Source organism: Novosphingobium sp. AAP1 (assembly GCF_001295765.1).
Lineage (GTDB): Bacteria > Pseudomonadota > Alphaproteobacteria > Sphingomonadales > Sphingomonadaceae > Novosphingobium > Novosphingobium capsulatum.
The window spans coordinates 361,994-382,971 of the sequence record NZ_LJHO01000003.1; the positions used below are offsets into that span (position 1 = coordinate 361,994).

The window sequence follows — 20,978 nt, forward strand, 5'->3', positions numbered from 1 at the left end:
CTATATTTTCTCGTCACCCCGGACTTGATCCGGGGTCCCGCTGTTCTGCTTGTGCAAGACGCTAGAACGTCCACACAGGAGCAAAAGCCCCCACCGGCATTGGCCCATGCGCGCCAGATCACGGGCGCGGGTGGGCGCCGGTCTTGACCAGCAGCGCCAGTTCGGTGCGGTTGGCCACGCCCAGGCGGTCATAGAGGCGGTGGAGGTTGATCTTTACCGTGCCCTCGGTCACCCCCAGGCTATCGGCGATATCGCGGTTGCGCAGGCCGGCGGCGACGCCTTCGGCAATCTGGCGGTCGCGATCGGACAAGGCGGCCATGGCGTCTTCGCCCGTGGCCGCAGGGCGCGTGGCGGCGGCAAAGGCGCGCTCCATCAGGTCCATGGCAATGGCGCGCTCTCCGGCCATGACGGCGGTGATCGCTGCTTGCAGCGCGCCGGGCGGGGCATGCTTGAGGACGATGGCATTGACCCCGCGTTGCACTGCCGCAACCAGGCTGGCATCGTCGAGTTCGGCCGCCAGGATCAGCACGGGCAAGGCATCGCCGGCATCGCGCAGCGTGGAGAGGACGCCGACGCCATCGGGCGCGGGCATGCGCAGATCGACGATCGCCAGATCGGGCCGGGTCTGGGCAATGGCGGCAAGCGCCGCCGCGCCATCACCGACCGAGGCAACGATCTCGTGCCCCAGGCGGCCCAAGACCTGTTCCAGCCCGGCGCGCAGAAAGGCATGGTCATCGGCAATGAGAATGCGGGTCATGACAGGTCCAGCGGCAGGGTGAAAAGCAAGCAAGTGTGGCCGGCACGCGTTTCCAGCGCAAACGAACCGCCCAGCGCGGCGGCGCGCGTGGCGAGCGAGGCGGGCAGGGCATGGGGCGGCGGCCCGGCAAAGCCCTGGCCATCGTCGCCGATCGCCAGGCACAGCGCGCCATCGCGTTCGGCAAGATCAATGGTGATAGTGCGCGCCTGGCCATGGCGCACGGCATTGGCCACGCCCTCGCGCACCAGGTGCTGGCATTCATAGACCAGTGCGGTGGATACCGGCAGCGGGGCGGGCGCGGGCGTGGGCGAGACGGCCACGTGCCAGTGACGCGAAAGCTGGCGGGCGAGTGCGGCGATTTCGGCATGGATATCGCGCTGGCCGGGCAGGATCTGCCCATGCCGCAGCTGCGCGATGATCGCGCGCACGTGGTCCTGCTCGCCCGCGATGCTCTCGCAGATTTCGGCGATGGCGTGGCTTGCGGGCGTGGCGGGGTTTTCCCCCTGGTCCAGCCGCAGCGCTTCCAGGCGAAAGCGCGCGCCGGCCAGCGTCTGCACCACGCTGTCGTGCAGGTCGGTGGCGATCTGGCCGCGCAAGCGGGCCATGGCCACTTCGCGGGCGAGGGCGCGGGCTTCCTCGTCGTCCAGCGCGGCGGCCACTTCGCGGGCGAGGGCCTGGGCGAGGAACAGGTCATCGGCATTGAGGCCGGGCATGCCATAGAGCACGAGCTGCCCGCGCCCGGTGCGCCCGGACAGCGGGATCGAGAGGCCTTCGTCTTCCGGGCCGGCCATCACCAGGGCGGGCCACTCGGGGTGGCTGCGCGCCACCAGGCGGCCTGATGCGGTAAGGCACAAGGCCCGCCCGCGCGTGCGATCGAACAGCATCGGCGTGGCCTGCGGCGGGGGCAGGGGTGGGATGGCGGCAGGCCGCGCCGCGCTGCCGGCGGCATGGACGCGGGGATGTGGTTCTGCCGTGGCGGCCCAGGCCAGGAGGCCACCCTGCGCCTGGCACAGGCCCATGGCATAGGCCAGGACCTGGGCCGGCAGCACGGCGTCGTCGCCCGCGTTCCCAGGCAGCGAATCCGCCGGGTCATGGCGCGGCAGGGCGGGGCGCTGCCGCCCCTGGACGAACCAGGCGAGCAGCAGCGACAGCACGCCCAGCGTACTCAGCCGTCGCAGGAACTTGGTGGTATCGATCGGCACGCCGGCCCAATCGACCGCCAGCCCGGCCACGAGAAAACACAGCGCCAGCCCCACGGCTGCCAGCATGGCGTTGCGCCGGCTCCAGCGCGCCAGCGAGGTGAGCGTGAGGAACGCGTAGAACGTCATGAACGCGCTGAAGAAATCGAAGGTCACCGCCTCGGTTGCGGCGAGCCCGATCAGCATGGTCAGCGCATCGATGAAAAAGGCCAAGCCGCCGAGGCGAAATTCGAACCACCAGCTGCGCCAGGCGATGGCCAGCATGACCAGGGCAAAGACCAGATAGCCTTCGAACAGGAACGCCGGTTGCGTGCCGCCGAGCACGGCATGGGGCGGCGCGATCCACAGCCACAGCGTGAACAGGCACGCGATCAACGCCCGAATCGCGGCCAGGAACAGCCCGGAGCGCGAGCGCACGCCGGCGGCATTCATGCCATGGTGTGGTGATGTGGCCCCGGTCATGGCGGCCTCCATGCCACGATCGCTGCGCGGTTCAAAGCCGGTGGTCGGGGCGCGGCGTGAATGTGATGGTCTGTCACACAAGTGCAATTATCGATGGGTACTGGCCCCGTAACGAAAGATACAGACTCGTTGCGGAGGAGTGCACAGTGACTTACCCCAAGGCCGCCCTGGCCTCGTCGATGATGGTGCTTGCCTGGCTCAACGCCGGTGTGGCGCATGCTGCCGAAGCACCGGCCGCTGCGCCCGCAGCCGCGGAAGCCGCGCCCGATGCATCGGCCAGCGCCGATAGCGGTTCGCGCCTCTCTGAAATCGTGGTCACCGCGACCAAGCGCGAGACCAACCTGCAAAAGACCCCGGTGGCGATCTCGGTGGTGAGCGACCAGCTCATCAAGGACCGCCACGTGCAGAGCCTGATCGACCTCGCCGATGGCGGCGTACCGTCCTTGCGCGTCGCCACGTTCGAAGCGCGCCAGTCGGCGCTGACCGTGGGCATTCGCGGCATCGTGCCGTTCGACCAGAACCAGACCGCGCGCGACACTGGCGTGGGCGTCTATATCGACGGCGTCTATCTTGCCCGCTCGCAGGGCCTCAATGCCGCGCTGTTCGACGTGCAGCGCATCGAAGTGCTGAAAGGCCCGCAGGGCACGCTGTTTGGCCGCAACACCGAAGGCGGCGCGGTCAGCATCGTGACCAAGGACCCGACCGGCCAGTTCGACGGCCGCTTTTCGGCAGGCGTGGGCAATTTCGGCAGCCACACCGTGGAAGGCCACCTCGACCTGCCCGAATTCAACAACATCGCCATCAAGATCGACGGCGTGCAGCAGCACCAGGACCCCACGGTAAAGAACCCGCTGGCGGGCCAGGCCGGCTGGAACCAGTATGACCGCACCGGTGGGCGCATCTCGGCCAAGTGGACGCCGATGCCCGGTTTCTCGGCGATCGTTTCCTATGACAAGGCCAAGGACGAAAACACCCCGAACTACAGCCAGCTGATCACCTACAACCCGCAGGGGCGCACGGTTGGCCAGTACATCCAGAATCCCAATGGCAACGGCAAGTATATCCTGGTGGCGCCCGGCACCACCTCGGCATGCTCCTCGTGCATCGCGCCGCTTTCGTCGCTGATGACGCCCACGGGTGACAACCGGGTCAAGGTGGCGCCGATCGGCGTGCCGCAGCAGCCCAGCGTCGATCGCACGCAAGGCACCTCGCTGCACCTCAACTATGACGTGGCGCCGCACATGCAGCTGCGCTCGATCACGGCATGGCGCACGGTTTCGACCGAGCAGTGGGACAACTCGGGCGGCGCCGCGCGCACGATCTTTGCCCCCAACACCGGCTTCTCGCGCTACAGCCTCTCGTACCTCAACCAGCGCCAGTTCAGCCAGGAACTCCAGCTCGTCGGCAGCCTGCCGCAGGTGGATTACGTGCTGGGCGCCTATTACTTCAACGAACGCGCCCAGGAACAGGCATCGACGCCCTCGTCCAACACCTGGAATGTCGATGGCACCGGCTATACCATCAACAGCGAAACCGTGGTTGGCCCCGTCACCTCGTCCAACCAGGGCTGGGCCATCGGGCAGCAGTTCCTGCAGCGCGCCAGCCAGGCCTTTGCCAAAAGCTATGCAGCGTTCGGCCAGGCGACGTTCACCCCCGATGCGCTGGGCGACAAGCTGCACCTGACCGTGGGCGGCCGCTACACCAACGACAAGCGCGATGGCACGCTCTATCTCGTGCAGGGCGCGGCGACCAACTATCAGTTCCACGAAAGCGTCAGCCGGTTCGATCCGCTGATCGTGGCGGCCTATGACCTGACCGATAACATCCACGCCTATGCCAAGTATTCGACCGGCTATCGCGCCGGTGGCGCCAACGACCGTTCGCAGACCTTTGCCGCGTTCGGCCCCGAAGCGGTCAAGGCCTATGAAATCGGCACCAAGATGGACCTGATGGACCACCGCGTGCGCCTGAACCTGGCGGGCTATATGATGGACCGCACCGGCACCCAGACCGATTTCGACAACGTCGATACGCGGCCCTATCTCGACAACGGCCAGCCCAACCCGACGTTCAACCTCCACACCGAGGAAACCCGCAACGCGCCGGGCACCTCGCGCATTCGCGGCGTGGAAGCAGACCTGACGGTGCAGGCAGCCGAGGGCCTGACGCTGAGCGCGTCTTACGCCTATACCTATACCCACGTTCCGGCGACGGCGAACCCGTTCCTCAACAACCAGCTGTACCAGGTCTATGTGGTCTATACGCCGGCCAATGCGGCGTCGGGCGCGATCGACTATGCCCTGCCGGTCAATGCCAATGGCAGCGAACTGCGCGTGCACCTCGATGCCAACTATGCCGATCCGCAGTACAGCTTCCAGAACGAATCGGTGAAGACCGACTCCAGCTTCGTGGTCAACGGCCGCATCGCGCTGGCCTCGGTGCCGCTCAATGGCAGCGCCAAGGCGACGTTCTCGGCCTGGAGCCGCAACCTGTTCAACACCACCTACATCTATCGCCGTTCGGGCGCCAACGATGCGGTGCTGGGCGATTATGGCAACTTCAACCCGCCCCGCACCTTTGGCGGCGAGATCGCCATCAGCTTCTGATCACAACGAAATTCCGAGCCCTCACTGGGCGGGCAGTTCCACCGTGGACTGCCCGCTTTTTTTTGCCCGTTTTCCAGCCCATTTGGGCAGAATCGCGCCAAATTCCGGCGGTGTCTTGCCGTGCGGGCGGTTTGCCCTATTTCGGAAGGTGCGATGAAACCGACCGATCTTTCCCAGCTCAAGGCCAATGCCGCGCACATGGCCGGCCGCCTCAAGGTGATGAGCCATCCCGAGCGGCTGCTGATGCTGTGCCGGATGGACGAGGGCGAGGTGAGCGTGACCGAACTGGTGGCGCTGACCGGGCTGTCGCAATCGGGCGTATCGCAGCACCTGGCGCTGCTGCGCGGCGAAGACGTGGTCAACGTGCGCAGCGAGGCGCAGGTGCGCTGGTACAGCCTGAAGGACCCGGTGGTTTCGGGCCTGATCCACGCGATGTGCGTGATGTGCGAAGCTGGCGCGATCAGCCAGCAACATTCTGCCCAGCAACATTCTGAATGAGAGACGACAGCCAGTTCAAGTTTGCGGCAGCGGCCGCGTCATAGCGTGTCTTCCGGGACGACAAGACCCGAGGTGGGAGACACAAGATGAAGACCATTCGCATTGCCGCCATCATGGCCGCCGCGCTGACCATTGGCGGCACGGCCGCGCAAACCGCCCAGGCCCAGGCCTGGGGCGGATACAACCAGGGCTATGGGGGGCAGGGCTATGGCGGCGGTTACGGGCGCGGCTATTACGGCGGCGATGGGGACCGGCAGGGCGGCCGCATGGCTTTCATCTGTTCGGGCCAGCGCGCCCATGGGCTGGAAGCGCGCCTGCGCCACGAGGTGGACGAAGGCGATATCGATCCGCGCCAGGCCGGCCGCATCCACGATGCGATCGACGATCTCGAAGGGCGCCAGCGCAACGAATGCGGCGAGGGAGACTGGCGCTCGGTCAACCGCATCGCCATGCGCTATGACCGCATCGAAGGCTGGATCAACGCCTCGGCCCATCAAGGCGGCGGCTGGGGCGGGCGTGGCTGGTAAGGTCAGCCGAGCGCAATGGCCTGTTGCGCCAGGCTGGCCATCGCCGGGCGATGGCTGACCAGCAGCAGGCCGGTGCCGGTCTGATCCAGCCAGGCGGCCAGGCGCTGGTGCAGCCGCGCCTCGGTCGCCAGGTCCAGCCCCTCGCTCGGCTCGTCGAGCACAAGCCAGGGCCGGCCTGACAGCAGCGCCCGCGCCAGGGCAATGCGCCGGCGCTGCCCACCCGACAGGCGCGCGCCATCGCCGCCCAGCCACTGGTCAAGGCCGTGGGGCAGGGCGGCCACCACGTCATCGGCGCAGGCGACATGCAGGGCGGCCTGCATCACGGCGCGATCGATGCCGGGCCGCGCCAGGGCGAGATTATCGGCCACGGTGCCGGCGATCAGCGGCGCTGCCTGGGGCATCAGCGCAATGGCCGGCCGCACCGCTGCCAGGCCCAGGTCGCGCGGATCGTGCCCGTCGATCGCCAGCGCCTGTGGCGCATCATCGCGCAGGCCAGCCAGCGTTTCGACCAGCCGCGTCTTGCCCGCGCCCGATGGCCCGGCGATCAGCACCCGCGCGCCGGGGGCCAGGGTTGTGCCGGCAATGGTCAGCGTGGGCCGCGCCGCCAGCACTGGCGCGGGCTGCGCCGTGGCCAGGGTGGCGCCGGCCTGTTCCAGGCGTTCCTGCGCCAGGCAGGTATCGGGCGCATTGGCATCGTGCGTGGCAAGCGCGCTCCACGGCTCCAGCGCGGCCATGGCCGCCAGGAGGGCGAGGGCCAGCAGCGGCGCGGTGCCTTGCGCCACCAGCACGATCGCCGCCAGCGTCACCGCCGCGATCAGCGCCTGCACGGCGGCAAGCCAGGCTTCGGCCTGGGCCACGGCATGGTTGGCGCGGCATTGCGCCGTGGCGCGCTCGTGCAGCGCCTCGGCCAGGGCGGGGGCCAGGCCATAGACCGCGATATCGATCGCCGGTGCGGCCATTTCGGCATAATCGGCGGCCAGTGCGGCATGGGCGCGGGCGCGCTCGGCCTGGCGCGCGGGCAACAGGCGCGTGGCCATCGCCGGGCCGGCCACGCGCATGGCTGCCAGGCCCGCGGCCAGCACGATCAGCGCCGCCACCCCCAGCGCCAGCGCGCAGGCCAACGCGACGATTGCGGCCGCCCACGCCCCTACGCGGGAGACACGGCGGATCGCGGCGTCTTCCAGCAGATCGACATCGCGGCCAAAGCGCGCCGCCATTTCCCCGCTGCGCCCGGCCTCGCGCCCGGAAAGCGCCGCCTGTGCAATGCGGGCAAACAGGCCGGCGCGCACTTCTGCCAGGGCAAACAGCGCGGCGCGGTGGCCCAGCATGCGTTCGCCATAGCGGCTGGCAGTGCGGCCGATCGCGGCGGCGCGAATCCCCGCGCTGGGCAAAAGATAGTTGAACCCGGTGACCGCGAGCGGCCCGCCCAGACCCGCTAGGGCGGCCCCAGCCAGGAACCAGCCGGCAGTGGCCAGTAGGCCCACCCCGGCCAGCGCGGCCACGATCGCGCAGGCCATCGCCGCGCGCAACACGCCGCGCTGGCGGGCAAGCGGCGCTTGCAGCAGGGCGATCATGCCGCGTTCCTGGTGGCGGCGGCGTCAACCGCGCAGCGCGTTTGCGCCAGGGCGGCGAGATCGGCATCGTGGGTCGCGGCCACCACCAGGCGGTCTTGCGCGCAGCGGGCCAGCACGGCGCGCACCGCCGCCGCGCTGGCGGGGTCGAGATCGGCGGTGGGCTCGTCCAATAGCAGGAACGGCCGGCCCGACAGGATCGCACGGGCGAGGCCAATGCGCCGCCGCTCTCCGCCTGAAAGCCCGGCGCCGCGATGATCGATCGCCATGGCAAGGCCGCCGCGCCGCGCCAGCATCGGGCCCAGGCCAAGCTGCGTCAGCAGGTCGACCAATGCGGCATCATCGCGTTGCGCGCCGGGCTGCGCCAGGTGCAGGTTGCTCGCCAGGGTGCCAGGCAGCAGCGACACTGCCTGCCCGGCCCAGCCGATCAGGGCATTGGCCGCGCCGCCAGGCCAGGGTGCCCCGTCTGCCACGATCTGCCCCTCCGTCAGTGGCGCCTGCCCAATCAAGGCAAGCAGGAGTGAGGATTTGCCGCTGCCGGTGGCGCCGGTCACGGCATGAAGGCCAGGGCCACGCCAATCCCAGGTGAGCGGGCCGATCCGCGTGCCATCGGGATAGGCGATCACCACACCCGCGCCGTGCAGGTGGCGCGGCGTTGCCGTTGCCGGTTGCGCTGGCCGTTCCACGATCGGCGCGGCATGGGCCAGCGCCTGGTCGATCGCCGCCAATGCGGCCTCGCCGGTCTGCTTGTCGTGATAGGCGGCCGCCAGGCGTCGCATGCCAAGGTAGAATTCGGGCGCCAGCGCCAGGGTATAGAACGCCCGCGCCAGGGTGAGATGCTCGGGCGCGGGAAACGGCAGCAGGCCGAGCAGGGCAAAGCCGCAATAGACCGCGACCAGCGCCACGCAGAGCGCCGCGAAGAATTCGAGAATGGCGTTGGAGGCAAAGGCCACTGCCAGCACGCCCATCGTGCGCCGCGCCACATCCTGCGTCGCCATGGCCAGTTGCCGACCGATGCGCTCTTCCGCGCCGGATGCCAGGATCAGCGGCAGATGGGCGATGCGATCGACGAACAGGCCCGAGGCACGCTCCAGCGCGCGATGCTGCGCCTGCGCGCGGCGTGCCGCCATGCCCCCGGCCAGAATCAGCCCGAACACGAAGGGCACCAGCGTGGCCAGCATGATGGCGGCCGAAACCCAGCTGGCCGGCGCGACGGCCAGGGCGATCAGCAGCGGCCCCAGCGCGCTGGCCCCGCGCAACGGCAGGAACCGTGCGACCAGCCCTTCGGTGCGATCGATCGTATCGACTGCCAGGTGCACGTCTTCGCCCACCAGCGCCCCGCGCGCGGTGCGGCTGGGCAGCAGCGCCGGCCACAGCCGCTGGCGCAGACCGTGCTGGAACCGCGCCGCAGCGGCCTGCCCGGTCAGCCGCGCGCGGGCAAGCGCCAGAGCGCGCCAGGCGCCACCCGCGAGCAGCAGCGCGGCCGCCGGCCAGGCCGGCAGCGCGCCATCTGCGCGCGCCGCCACTGCCCAGGCCAAGCCTGCGGCCAGGGGAATCGCGCCGGCGCTTTCCGTCAGCCACCAGGCGGTGGGGCGCAGGCTGCGCGGAGGGCGGGTCGCCGGGCGGGAATCGCGGGCAGGTGCGGCCTTGTGAGACAATCTGTCCATCTTCTTATAACAGGAAATCGTGATATAAACGGTAATCGATTCGAGGAAACCCGCGTTTTGCCCGGTTTTCCTTTTCGTAATCGGCGTTTGCGCCAATTAAACCGGCGCTGGATTGATCGCCGTCAAAATGCTGCGGCGCAGCGGGGGCTAAGGGCGGTGGCGTGCCCCTGTCGCGCTTTTGGCAGGGCTTCTCCCGATCGTGCGGCCTGCCGCCGATCGGCAGGGCCCGACGGGGAGCCATAGCAGAGGGAACGCGGCCATGGACATGGCAGTCATCGAATTATCCCGCCTTCAGTTCGCGCTGACGGCCATGTACCATTTCCTGTTCGTGCCATTGACGCTTGGCCTGTCGTTCATGCTGGTGATCATGGAGAGCATCTATGTGATCACCAAGCGGCCGATCTGGCGCATCATCACGCGCTTCTGGGGCAAGCTGTTCGGCATCAACTTTGTCCTGGGCGTGGCCACCGGCCTGACCATGGAATTCGAGTTCGGCACGAACTGGGCCTATTACGCCCACTATGTCGGCGATATCTTCGGCGCGCCGCTGGCGATCGAAGGGCTGATGGCCTTCTTCCTCGAAGCGACCATGGTGGGGGTGATGTTCTTCGGCTGGGACCGGCTCAGCCGGCGCCAGCATCTGGCGGTCACGTTCATGGTGGCGCTGGGCACCAATCTTTCCGCGCTGTGGATCCTGATCGCCAATGGCTGGATGCAGAACCCGGTGGGGGCCACGTTCAACCCCGAAACCATGCGCATGGAAGTGACCGACTTTTCCGCCGTGCTGTTCAACCCGGTGGCCCAGGCCAAGTTCGTGCACACGGTCAGCGCCGGCTATGTCTGCGCGGCCACGTTCGTGATGGGGGTTTCGGCGTTCTACCTGCTCAAGGGCAAGTGGACCAACGTGGCGCGCCGCTCGATGATGGTGGCAGCCGCGTTTGGCCTGGCGTCCTCGCTCTCGGTCGTCGTGCTGGGCGATGAAAGCGGCTATACCCTGACCGACAACCAGAAGATGAAGCTCGCCGCGATCGAGGCGATGTGGGAAACCGAGCCGGCGCCGGCGGCGATCACCCTGGTCGGCCTGCCTGACGTGGCGGCGCGCACCACGCACTTTGCAGTCAAGGTGCCCTATGTCATGGGCCTGATCGGCACGCGCAGCCTGACCGGCAAGATCGATGGGATCGAGGAACTGGTACTGCGCGCCGACGGGCGCATCCACAGCGGGCTGATCGCCTATGACGCGGTGGAGCGGCTCAAGGTCAACCGCACCGACCCTGCCGCCCGCGCCGCGTTCGAGGCGCACAAGCAGGATATCGGCTTTGCCATGCTGCTCAAGCGCTATGTCGCCGATCCACGCCGCGCCGATGACAAGCTGATCCTCAAGGCCGCGTGGGACACCGTGCCCAACGTGCCGGTGATGTTCTTCCTGTTTCGCGGCATGGCGGCGCTCGGCTTTGGCTTCATCGCCTTGTTCGGTGCGGCATTCTGGTGCGCTTCCACCTGCCGGTTCCGGCGGCGCTGGTTCCTGAAACTGGCGGTGGTGGCGATCCCGCTGCCGTGGATCGCGATAGAATCGGGCTGGGTGCTGGCCGAAATCGGGCGCCAACCCTGGGCCGTGGACGGCGTGCTGCCCACGTTCCTGGGTGCGTCCTCACTCACCGTGCCGCAGGTCTGGGCCACGATCATCGGCTTTACCGCGCTTTATGGCGGGCTTGCCGTGATCGAGGTGCGGCTGATGCTGGCGCAGATCCGCAAGGGGCCGATCGAACACCACGACACCGACGATCAAGACGCAACGCAACCCCTGGACGCGGGCTTTGCCCCGCTGCCGGCAGAATAAGGGGCAAGGGCCATGCATATTCCCCTGGATTACGAAACCCTGCGGGTCATCTGGTGGGCGCTGTTGGGCGTGCTGCTGATCGGCTTTGCCCTGACCGATGGCTATGACCTGGGCGTGGCCGCGCTGCTGCCGTTCGTGGGGCGCAATGACGCCGAACGCCGCCTGGTGATCAACGCCGTGGCGCCGCATTGGGAAGGCCACCAGGTGTGGCTGATCCTGGGCGGCGGGGCGATCTTTGCCGCCTGGCCGTTCGTCTATGCCGTCAGCTTTTCCGGGTTCTACCTGGCGATGTTCCTGGTGCTGGCGGCGCTGATCCTGCGGCCGGTGGCGTTCAAGTATCGTTCGAAAAAGCCCGATCCGGCCTGGCGCACGCGGTGGGACTGGGCGCTGTTCGTCGGTGGCTTCGTGCCCGCGCTGGTCTTTGGCGTGGCGGTGGGCAATGTCCTGGCCGGCGCGCCATTCCGCCTCGATAGCGATCTGCGCATGACCTATGAAGGCAGCCTGCTGGGTCTGTTCACGCCGTTCACGCTGCTAACCGGGTTGCTGTCGGTCACCATGCTGGCGCTGCATGGCGCGGGCTGGCTGGCGATCAAGATCGAGGAAGGGCCAGTGCTGAACCGCGCCCGCGCCATTGCCCGCGTCGCGGCGATTGCCAGCATCGCGCTGTTCGTGATCGGCGGGGTGATGGTGGCCAAGGGGCACATGGGCATGGCCCTGGCCGGTACGGTCGATCCGCAGGGGCCGTCAAACCCGCTGCTGTCCGCCAGCGTGGCCAAGCCCGGCGCGTGGCTGGCCAACTATGGCGCGCACCCCTGGATGATCGCGGCGCCGCTGTTGGGCCTGGCCGGGCCGATCGTGGCGCTGTGGGGCATCGCGCGCCGGCAGGGCCTGGTAAACCTGGTGGGCACGGCCATGGCCACCACCGGCATCATCGCCACGGTCGGCTGCTCGATGTTTCCCTATATCCTGCCGTCCTCGATCGATCCGCGCTCCAGCCTGACGGTGTGGAATGCCTCGTCCAGCCATCTCACGCTGTTCATCATGCTGGTGTGCACCATCGTGTTCCTGCCGATCGTGCTGGCCTATACCGCCTGGGTCATGACCCTGCTGAGCGGGCGCATCACCCTGCGCGATGTGCGCACCAATCCTGATTTTTACTGACCCCGATTTCTTCTGAAAGGACGCCGCCATGTGGTATTTCACCTGGGTGCTCGGTCTGGGCCTGGCCGTGGGCTTTGGCATCATCAACGGGCTGTGGCACGAATTCAATTCGCCGATCGACGATGACCCCGCGATTTGACCGTAAAGCCTGATGCGCCGCGCGGTTGCGCGTGGTGACAGAGACCTGAAAACGCGGCGCCCGGCCTTGGCCTGGCGCCGTTTTTCGTTGCCAGTGCAGCAACTTGGCAACAGATCTTTGCGATATGATGCGGTGCTTGCGGATTCAAAGTTGAAAGTCGGTTCACCTTTCAGTATTGTGCCCTCACCAAGCGACGGCAAGGCAAGACCGTCGCGCCAAGGAGAGGACCATGGCCCTGACCGCCAGCACCCGCATTCGTTCGATTTCCGCCATTCTGTTTGCCGGCGTGGCGCTGGGCGCGCTGCCGGCCCCGGCCCTGGCGCAGGACACCAGCGACGCGGCCGCGCAGGCTGGCGCCGCCAGCGACGGCGAGATCATCGTCACTGCCCGCCGCCGCAGCGAAACGCTCAACTCCGTGCCGATCGCCATCACCGCGTTTTCCGGCGATGAACTGCAGGCCAAGGGCGCCGGAGACATCACCGCGCTGGCCGACGAAGTGCCCAACGTGACGCTGGAGCCTTCGCGCGGGACCAACTCCACGCTGTCGGCCTTCATTCGCGGGGTGGGGCAGCAAGACCCGGTATCGGGGTTCGAACAGGGCGTGGGCATCTATCTCGATGATGTCTATCTCAACCGCCCGCAGGCCGCCGTGCTCGATATCTATGACGTGGAGCGGGTCGAAGTGCTGCGTGGGCCGCAGGGCACGCTCTATGGCCGCAACACCATTGGCGGCGCGATCAAGTATGTGACGCGCAAGATCGACGATGCCTTTCATCTGCGTCTGCGCGGCACTTATGGCAGTTATGACCAGGCCGATGGTGTCGCCACGGTCAGCTCGCCGCTGACCAGCGATGGCGTGCTGCGCGCCAGTGGCACGGTGGCGCGGCTGACGCGCGGCGGCTTTGGCCGCAACCTGACCACGGGGCTTTCGAACTACAACAAGGATATCTGGGCCGGGCGCGGCACGGTGGAAGTGCACGGCACCGATTTCTTCGCGCGGCTGACCGGCGACTATACCCACGATATGTCCAACCCGCGTGGCGGCCACCGCGAAATTCCCGGTCAGCTGACCGGGGCGCCGGTGCTGGCCAACGTGTTCGACACCCAGGCCGGGCTCAACAGCCCCAAGCAGGACGTCAAGGCGTGGGGCTGGTCGCTGTTCATGGAAGCCAAGCCGACCGACCACCTGACGCTGCGGTCGATCACCGCGTTCCGCAAGGATGACAGCGCCTCGCCGATCGATTTCGATGCCACCGCCTCGCAAGACGTCGACGTGCCGGCCTATTACCGCAACAAGCAGTGGAGCCAGGAAATCCAGCTGCTCTACAACTCGGGCAAGTTCAACGCGCTGCTGGGCTATTACTATCTCTATGCCACGGCGCTGACGCAGTTCGACGTGCGGCTGTTCACCACCGTGCCGGGGCTGGCGGCGTTCACCGGCGCCAATATCCGCACCGATACTTCGGCCGCGTTTGCCAACCTCAGCTATGATTTCAGCGATCACCTCAGCCTGGAAGCGGGCGGGCGCTATACCTGGGACAAGCGCTATGCCCAGATCCTGCGGCAGAACTACCTGGGGGGCGGCTCGCCGGTGTTTGGCGGGGCGGGCGTGGCGTTTGGCGCGCCCAGCACCAATTTCCTGGGCAGCGCGGACTACAAGAAGTTCACGCCGCGCGTGTCGCTCAACTGGAAGCCGAACACCGACAACACCGTCTATGCGAGCTTCAGCCAGGGCTTCAAGGGTGGCGGGTTCGATCCGCGCGGGGTGGGCGTCAATGCGCCGCCGGGAGTGACCCAGGGCGAATTCCTCAGCTTCCGCCCCGAAAAGGTCAACAGCTATGAACTGGGGGTCAAGACCCGGCTGCTGGACCGGCGCCTGTCGCTCAATCTGGCCGCGTTCCGCATGGACTATACCGATGTGCAGATCCCCGGCTCGGTGGCCTGCACGGTGGGCGGGCTGCCCAGCTTCTGCGGGGTGGTGTCCAACGCCGGCAAGGCGCGGATGCAGGGCGTGGAAGCCGAAGGGCGGCTCAAGCTGGGCGGCTTCACGCTCAATGGTTCACTCGGCTATATCGACGCCAAGTACCTCAAATACATCACGCTGATTGCCGGCCAGCCGACTGATGTGGCCGCCTATCGCAAGGTGCAGAATACCCCGGCGTGGACCGGCAGCGCCTCGGCCAGCTATTCCATTCCGGTGGGCACGGGTGCGGTCGACGTGACCGGCGGCGTGTCGTGGAAGAGCAAGACCTATCAGTTCGAAGTGCCCAACCCCTATCTCGACCAGCCCGGCTATGCCCTGTTCGATGCCAGCGTGTTCTACCGCGCGCCGGGCGGGCGGTGGACCTTTGGCGTCTATGGCAAGAACATCCTCGACAAGCGCTACAAGACCTCGGGCTATACCTATGTTGCCGGCAATCCCACCACCGGGGCGTTGACCTATACCCCGGCGGGCAACCTGATCCCGACGCTGGGCAAGGAAGGCGTGCTGACCACCTACTGGGGCAATCCGCGCCAGGTCTTTGCAACGGCGACGCTCAACTTCTGAGTTCAGCAACTGCAAAAAGGGGGGGATGGGGCAGCGCTGCCCCATCCCCCCTTTGGTCATGGCGCTCAGATGCGCGGTTCGCCGTGATCCTTCACCACGCGGCCGCCCTGCATGACAAAGCGCACGCGCTGCAGTTCGGTGATATCGGTCATGGGGTCCTTGTCGGTGGCGACGATATCGGCGAAGGCGCCCGGGCGGATCGCGCCGATGCGGCTTTCCCCGATCAGGTTGGCCGCGCCAGTGAACGAGCTGCGCAGCACGTCAGCCACGGGCATCCCGGCCTTGACCATCAGTTCGAACTCGCGCCCGTTCTGGCCATGGTGATAGACGCCGGCATCGGTGCCGAACGCGATCTTCACGCCCGCTTTCCATGCGGCATAGAGGTTCTTGGCCATGATCGGCCCTACCGCCATGGCCTTTTCCGCCATCGACGGGCCGAGCAGTTCGGGATGCTTCTGCGCGAATTCCACCACCGTAGCCCCGGCGATCAGCGTGGGCACCAGATAGGTGCCGTGTTGCTTCATGATCGCATAGCTTGTCGGGGTGGCAAAGCTGCCATGCTCGATCGAATCCACGCCGATCTCGCTGGCATGGTCGATCGCCTGGGCGCCATGGGCATGGGCCGCCACGGGCAGGTGCAGGGTGTGGGCAGTATCGACCACGGCCTTGATTTCGGCGTCGGTCATCAGCTGGGCCTGTGGATCGTCACCCACGCTGGCGACGCCGCCCGAGGGCACGATCTTGATCAGGTCGACGCCGTCGCGGAAATGCTCGCGCACTTTCTTCACCGCCTCGTCCGGCCCGTCGACAATGCCATCCTGCCAGCCGGGCTTGGTCAGCGCCGGATCAAAGCCGTTGGCCGGATCGCCATGGCCGCCGGTGGGGCTCAGGATGCTGCCTGAAACCCACATGCGCGGGCCGGCAATGGTGCCTGCCTTCTGCGCGCGCTTGAGCGCCACGACCACGGCGGTATCGCCGCCCACATCGCGCACCGAAGTGAACCCGGCCAGCAGGGTGAGGCGGGCATTGCCCACGCCATCGAGCGTTTCGTCATAGCTGCTATGCGTGACGCTTTGCAGCAGGGCATTGCCCTTGGTGAGATCGAGCGTGAGGTGCACGTGCGCGTCGATCAGGCCGGGCATGACCGTGCCCTGCGACAGGTCGATCACCTCGGTCCCGGCGGGCGTGACAAAGCCATCCTGCACTGCGGTGATCTGGTCATCGTGCACCACGATCGAGACCTGGCTGCGTTCGCCAGGGTTGATGCCATCGATGAGGTGCCCGGCATGGATGACATAGTCGCGCGCCATGGCCGGTCCACTCGCCAGCGTGAATGCCAGCGCGACACCGGCCAGCAAGGTCTTCTTCATTGGCTAAGCTCCCCTGAAACGAATGGCTTGGTTGTTGTGCTTGCGGCACAGCCCTACCCGTCACGCTAGCCAAGCGGGGCGTCGTTTGGCAAGCTGGCGGGCAATGAGGGCAGCACCCGCCGGCCGCAATCTGCAAGCAAAGGAACCGTCATGGCTTTTACGCACACACTCCGCCGCCGGCTGGCGCGGGCCACGGGCCTTGCCCTGACGCTTGCTGCCGTGCCGCAGGTGGCCCAGGCCGCGCCGCTCGATCCCGTGGCGGCGCGCGCCGCGATCGATGCGCAGCTCGCCAAGATCTATCCCTCGCTCGATGCGCTGTACAAGGACATCCACCAGCAGCCCGAAGTCGGCTTTCAGGAAACCCGCACCGCCGCCTTGCTGGCGGCGCGGATGCGGGCGCTGGGCTTTACCGTGACCGAGCATGTCGGCCAGACCGGGATCGTGGCGGTCTATCGCAATGGTGATGGCCCGGTGGTTCTGGTCAGGACCGAGCTGGACGCGCTGCCGCTCGAGGAAAAGACCGGGCTGCCCTATGCCAGCCATTATCAGCAGACCATCGATGGCAAGCTGACCCCCACCGATCACGCCTGCGGCCATGACAGCCATATGGCCTGGTGGGTGGGCACGGCGCAGACGCTGCTGGCGCTCAAGGACAAGTGGCACGGCACGCTGGTATTCATCGGCCAGCCGGCCGAGGAAAAGGCCGGCGGCGCCAAGGCGATGCTGGCCGATGGCCTGTTCACCCGCTTTCCCAAGCCGGACTATGCCTTTGCCGCCCATGTCGGGCCCGATGTGGCCGGGCATGTGACGGTCAAGCAGGGCGCGGTCAGCTCTGCCTCGGACTCCGTGATCGTCACCTTCCATGGCCAGGGCGCGCACGGCTCCATGCCGGACAAGAGCATCGATCCGATCGTGATGGGCGCGCACTTTGTCGATGATGTGCAGACGGTGATCAGCCGGCAGAAAGACCCGCAGAAGTTCGGCGTGATCACCGTGGGCGCGTTCAACGCCGGTTTCGTGCCCAACATCATTCCCGATACGGCGGTGCTCAAGCTGACGCTGCGATCCTATGATCCCGATGTGCGCAAGCTGCTGCTCGATGGCGTGGGCATCACCGCGCGCGCCGTGGCGAGCATGGCCCGCGCGCCCGAACCGGGGGTTGACCATACCGAGGCCACGGCATCGGTGGTCAACGATCCCGCGCTCGCCGGGCAATTGGCCGGCATCCTCAAGACCGCGCTGGGCGATGCCCAGGTGGCGCTGGTGCCGGCGATGATGCCCGGCGGCACCGCGAGCGAGGACTATTCTGAATACGTCAATGCCGGGGTGAGCAAGTCGGTGTTCTTTGGCGTGGGCGGCAGCGATCCGGCGATGCTCGCGCGGCTCAAGGCCGAGGGCAAACCAGTGCCGGTCAACCATTCGCCATTCTTTGCCCCGCAACCCGAACCGACGATCCGCGCCGGGGTGGAAACGCTGACCCTGGCCGTGCTGGGCGTGGCGGGGAACTGATCCCCCGCCACTGCACGTCAGCGCCCGAAGAAGGCCGGGCCGTCGAGCGTGAACTTGAAACCGAACACCAGCGCATCGCGGGTGTTGGTGGTATTGAACGGCGCCCCGGTGTTATCGGGGTGCAGGACATATTGCACATTGGGCGAAATGCGCAGGCCCGGAACCAGATCGGCGCCATAGGCCAGTTCCATCATCACCTCGTGGCGATGCACGTTGTCTTCGCCGCCGGCGGCCAGGCGCGCGGCGCGCATGCGCTGCATCGCCAGGTCGGAAAAGCGCTGGTCGTTGATGACAAAGCCCAGCGTATCGGTATCGCGCCCCTTGAACGTGCCGGTCTGGACGATCCCGAAATCGAGATAGCGGCTTTCCTCCACCTGGCCCGACAGGTTGGTCATCGCCACGCCAAAGATCGACAGCCCGCGCCGGCTTTGCGGATCGGGGCGGGTCAATTGCTGGTCAAAGCGGGCATAGATCCCGCTGCGCCCGTGCAGCGTGCGGGCCGGGCGCCCGGTGAGAATGGCAATGCCGCCGGCATCGTCGCGCAGCGGATCGGCATAGTCGGCGCGGTCGAACCAGCCGCCCAGGATATAGTGGCCGGGCAGGCGGGTCTCGCCCTTGTCATCGGCATAGCCTAGTTCCCACGGCACGATCACGCCCGTGCGGTTGGCCGAGGAGAAGTTGAAGCCATCATCGTTCCAGCGCTTGCGATCGGGGTTTACTTCATAGACCCCGGCATGGGCGAACCAGCGCGGCGCCACCCACAGCTTGGCCTGGGCCATCCAGCTTGACGCCGGGAAATAGGTGAAGTTGCTGTTCTTGAACACGAAGGTGGGGTTGCCGCAGGTCGAATTGGTCTGGAACAGGCAATAGAGCGGCGAATTGAGGAAGTGGATATTGGCCTGGCTGCGCCCGGCCTCGATCACCAGGCGATCGTTGAGCAGCTTCTGCTCCCAGGTCAGGATCGCCAGGTGGGTGTTCTGCGTGCCCCACACTTCCTGGACCGAGGTATTGTTGCCCAGCGCAATGCCCGACAGGCTCTTGCCGTGGCGGTTGGTCACGGCAAAGTGGATCGTGGCGCCACTGATCCCGGCGATGCGATCCATGTCGAGATCGGCACCCACATAGACCTGGCCGGTATAGGCGCTCTTGCGCGCCAGGCCGCCGGTCACGTTGCCGGCGGCTTCTCCGGTATAGCTCCATTGCAGCGTCACGCCCTGGTCGGCCAGCGGTTGCAGTGGTTGGCGCGCGGCGGGCGCCTGCCCGGTTGCCGGAAGCGTCGCTGGAAGCGTTGGCGGGGGCGGGGGAGCGGCATCATCGGCCAGCGCCGGGGCGGCAGAGGCGAGGAGAGCAGGCAGCACGAGGGCAAGGGCGCCTGCGCGGCAGGCACCATGGGGCAGGGCGAACATGGGTTTTGCTCCTTGCGGCCGGGGGCTGGCCGCATGTGAAAGGGTTCAGGCGGTGGCGGGCAGCGCCGTGGTTTCTTGGGCAAGCGGGCGGCGCAGCAGCCCGGCGAGCAGTGCGGTGGTGAGCGTGCCGGCAGCAATCGCCACGGCATAGGCGCCAAGGTGCGTGACCGCGCCGGGGATCGGCAGCACGAACACGCCGCCATGCGGCACGCGCAGTTCCACGCCCATCGCCATCGAAATCGCCCCGGCCAGGGCCGATCCGGCAACGAAAGCCGGGATCATGCGCAGGGGATCGCGCGCGGCAAAGGGAATTGCGCCTTCGGTGATGAACGCCAGGCCAAGCACCGCCGTGGCCCCGGCGCCATCGCGTTCCTCTGCCGAAAAGCGGTTGCGGAACAGGACTGTCGCCAGCGCGATGCCAAGCGGCGGGGTCATCCCGGCGGCCATCGTCGCGGCCATCGGCGTGTAAACCTGGCTGGCGATGAGGCCGACGGAAAAGGCATAGCTGGCCTTGTTGACCGGGCCGCCCATGTCGAACGCCATCATCGCGCCCAGGATCAGGCCCAGCGCAATGGCGCTCGATCCCTGCATGCCGCGCAGCCATTGCGTCAGGAACGACAGCACGGCGGCCACCGGCGTGCCCACGGCATAGACCATCAGCAGCCCGGTGAGCAGCGTACCGAGCAGCGGCAGGATCAGCATGGGTTTGAGCCCAGCGAGGTTACGCGGCAGGCGGATCGCGCGGTTCAGCGCGTACACGCCATAGCCGGCGATGAAGCCCGCGACGATTCCGCCGAGAAAGCCCGCGCCCTGGCTGGCCGCGATCATGCCGCCGATCATGCCCGGGGCAATGCCCGGCCGATCGGCGATGGAATAGGCGATATAGCCCGCGAGCGCCGGCACGATCAGGGCAAAGCCGCCCTTGGCGCCGATCTCGAACAGGGTGTGCGCCAGGGTGCCGGCGGCGGCATCGTCATTGGCGTGAATGCCGCCCAGGGCAAAGGCCAGCGCGATCAGCAGGCCGCCCGCCACCACGAAAGGCAGCATGAACGAAACCCCGGTCATCAGGTGCTTGTAGGGGCCGGTGCGCTCTGCCTTGGCCGGGGCGGTGGCAGCGCCTTGCGCGGCGGCCTGGACGCTTGCTTCGGCCAGGGCGCGGGTGATCAGCGCGGCGCCGCCGGTGATGGCGGGCTTGGTGTTGCTGGCAAACACGCGCTTGCGGGCAAAGCGGGCGCGATCGACCTCGCGGTCAGCCGCGATGATCACCACGTCGGCCTCGGCAATTTCCTGCGCGGTGAGCGGCGTGCCGGCGCCCACCGAACCTTGCGTTTCGACGCGGATGGCATGGCCCAGTTCAGCCGCGCCCTGTTGCAGCCCTTCGGCCGCCATGAACGTGTGGGCGATGCCCGTGGGACACGAGGTGATGGCGACGATGCGCATTGGCGTGGCATCAGCGGCCGGCGCGGCGGCCAGGTCAGCCAGCACGGCGGCGGGATCGGCCAGCACGGCATCGACCGGGACCACCCGCGCGGACGGATGGGCCAGCGGCGCGGCATCGTCGAGGGCAAGTTGCACCTCCACGTCGAGCCCGGCCTCGCGCGCGGCCTTGCGCAGCGCTTCGGCGGCAAGCACCGCTTCCACATCGCGCCCCGGCGCGGCGATCAGCACATGATGTTTCATGGTCAAACCCAATCCCAAGGTCATTTCTGTTGCAGCCA

General features: G+C 67.3%; 15 protein-coding genes. 8 read left to right on the forward strand and 7 right to left on the reverse strand.

Going from position 1 to position 20,978, the window contains the following annotated elements; genetic code table 11:
- Positions 1-118: 118 nt before the first annotated feature.
- Both IP65_RS08780 and IP65_RS08785 read right to left on the reverse strand, forming a co-directional pair.
- Complete coding sequence (locus tag IP65_RS08780) at positions 119-757, reverse strand: response regulator transcription factor (RefSeq protein ID WP_022677240.1); 639 nt, start codon at positions 755-757, stop codon at positions 119-121.
- Positions 754-2,418, reverse strand: a complete 1,665-nt coding sequence (locus tag IP65_RS08785; RefSeq protein WP_169041357.1) for a sensor histidine kinase — start codon at positions 2,416-2,418, stop codon at positions 754-756. Before IP65_RS08785 ends, IP65_RS08780 begins: the two co-directional genes overlap by 4 nt.
- A 179-nt stretch (positions 2,419-2,597) precedes the next feature.
- Here IP65_RS08785 and IP65_RS08790 point away from each other — a divergent pair, with 179 nt between their 5' ends.
- The 3 genes from IP65_RS08790 to IP65_RS21945 all read left to right on the forward strand — a co-directional run bounded on the left by IP65_RS08790 (position 2,598) and on the right by IP65_RS21945 (position 6,049).
- Positions 2,598-5,024: a TonB-dependent receptor gene (locus tag IP65_RS08790; RefSeq protein ID WP_028657547.1), complete on the forward strand. Its 2,427-nt coding sequence runs from the start codon at positions 2,598-2,600 to the stop codon at positions 5,022-5,024.
- Positions 5,025-5,177: 153 nt separating this feature from the next.
- Complete coding sequence (locus IP65_RS08795) at positions 5,178-5,522, forward strand: helix-turn-helix transcriptional regulator (protein ID WP_022675147.1); 345 nt, start codon at positions 5,178-5,180, stop codon at positions 5,520-5,522.
- A gap of 86 nt (positions 5,523-5,608) precedes the next feature.
- Positions 5,609-6,049 carry a hypothetical protein gene (locus tag IP65_RS21945; protein ID WP_022675148.1) on the forward strand — a complete coding sequence of 147 codons (441 nt, stop codon included), beginning with the start codon at positions 5,609-5,611 and terminating at the stop codon, positions 6,047-6,049.
- A gap of 2 nt (positions 6,050-6,051) precedes the next feature.
- Here the strand turns inward: IP65_RS21945 and IP65_RS08805 are convergent, their stop codons facing one another.
- Both IP65_RS08805 and IP65_RS08810 read right to left on the reverse strand, forming a co-directional pair.
- Positions 6,052-7,623 carry an ATP-binding cassette domain-containing protein gene (locus tag IP65_RS08805; RefSeq protein ID WP_054131460.1) on the reverse strand — a complete coding sequence of 524 codons (1,572 nt, stop codon included), beginning with the start codon at positions 7,621-7,623 and terminating at the stop codon, positions 6,052-6,054.
- Positions 7,620-9,287 carry an ATP-binding cassette domain-containing protein gene (locus IP65_RS08810; protein ID WP_082349988.1) on the reverse strand — a complete coding sequence of 556 codons (1,668 nt, stop codon included), beginning with the start codon at positions 9,285-9,287 and terminating at the stop codon, positions 7,620-7,622. Before IP65_RS08810 ends, IP65_RS08805 begins: the two co-directional genes overlap by 4 nt.
- A gap of 259 nt (positions 9,288-9,546) precedes the next feature.
- On the opposite strand from IP65_RS08810, the gene IP65_RS08815 reads away from it, so the two are divergent.
- The 4 genes from IP65_RS08815 to IP65_RS08825 all read left to right on the forward strand — a co-directional run bounded on the left by IP65_RS08815 (position 9,547) and on the right by IP65_RS08825 (position 14,975).
- Positions 9,547-11,127: a cytochrome ubiquinol oxidase subunit I gene (locus IP65_RS08815; RefSeq protein ID WP_054131461.1), complete on the forward strand. Its 1,581-nt coding sequence runs from the start codon at positions 9,547-9,549 to the stop codon at positions 11,125-11,127.
- Positions 11,128-11,139: 12 nt separating this feature from the next.
- Positions 11,140-12,288, forward strand: a complete 1,149-nt coding sequence (cydB, locus tag IP65_RS08820) for a cytochrome d ubiquinol oxidase subunit II (RefSeq protein WP_054131462.1) — start codon at positions 11,140-11,142, stop codon at positions 12,286-12,288.
- 28 nt (positions 12,289-12,316) lie between these two features.
- Positions 12,317-12,427: a cytochrome bd-I oxidase subunit CydX gene (gene cydX, locus IP65_RS20825; protein WP_022674874.1), complete on the forward strand. Its 111-nt coding sequence runs from the start codon at positions 12,317-12,319 to the stop codon at positions 12,425-12,427.
- Between the two features lie 229 nt (positions 12,428-12,656).
- Entirely contained in the window at positions 12,657-14,975 is a 2,319-nt protein-coding gene (locus IP65_RS08825; RefSeq protein WP_054131463.1) for a TonB-dependent receptor, read from the forward strand.
- A gap of 65 nt (positions 14,976-15,040) precedes the next feature.
- On the opposite strand, the gene IP65_RS08830 is transcribed toward IP65_RS08825, so the two are convergent.
- Entirely contained in the window at positions 15,041-16,345 is a 1,305-nt protein-coding gene (locus tag IP65_RS08830; RefSeq protein ID WP_054131464.1) for an amidohydrolase family protein, read from the reverse strand.
- A 150-nt stretch (positions 16,346-16,495) separates the two neighbouring features.
- On the opposite strand from IP65_RS08830, the gene IP65_RS08835 reads away from it, so the two are divergent.
- Positions 16,496-17,854 (forward strand): amidohydrolase, encoded by a 1,359-nt coding sequence (locus IP65_RS08835; protein WP_054131465.1) that lies wholly within the window; start codon positions 16,496-16,498, stop codon positions 17,852-17,854.
- Positions 17,855-17,871: 17 nt separating this feature from the next.
- Here the strand turns inward: IP65_RS08835 and IP65_RS08840 are convergent, their stop codons facing one another.
- Together IP65_RS08840 and IP65_RS08845 are read right to left on the reverse strand one after the other, a co-directional pair.
- Complete coding sequence (locus tag IP65_RS08840) at positions 17,872-19,260, reverse strand: carbohydrate porin (RefSeq protein ID WP_054131466.1); 1,389 nt, start codon at positions 19,258-19,260, stop codon at positions 17,872-17,874.
- Between the two features lie 45 nt (positions 19,261-19,305).
- Entirely contained in the window at positions 19,306-20,940 is a 1,635-nt protein-coding gene (locus tag IP65_RS08845; RefSeq protein ID WP_054131467.1) for a PTS fructose transporter subunit IIC, read from the reverse strand.
- Positions 20,941-20,978 lie beyond the last annotated feature (38 nt).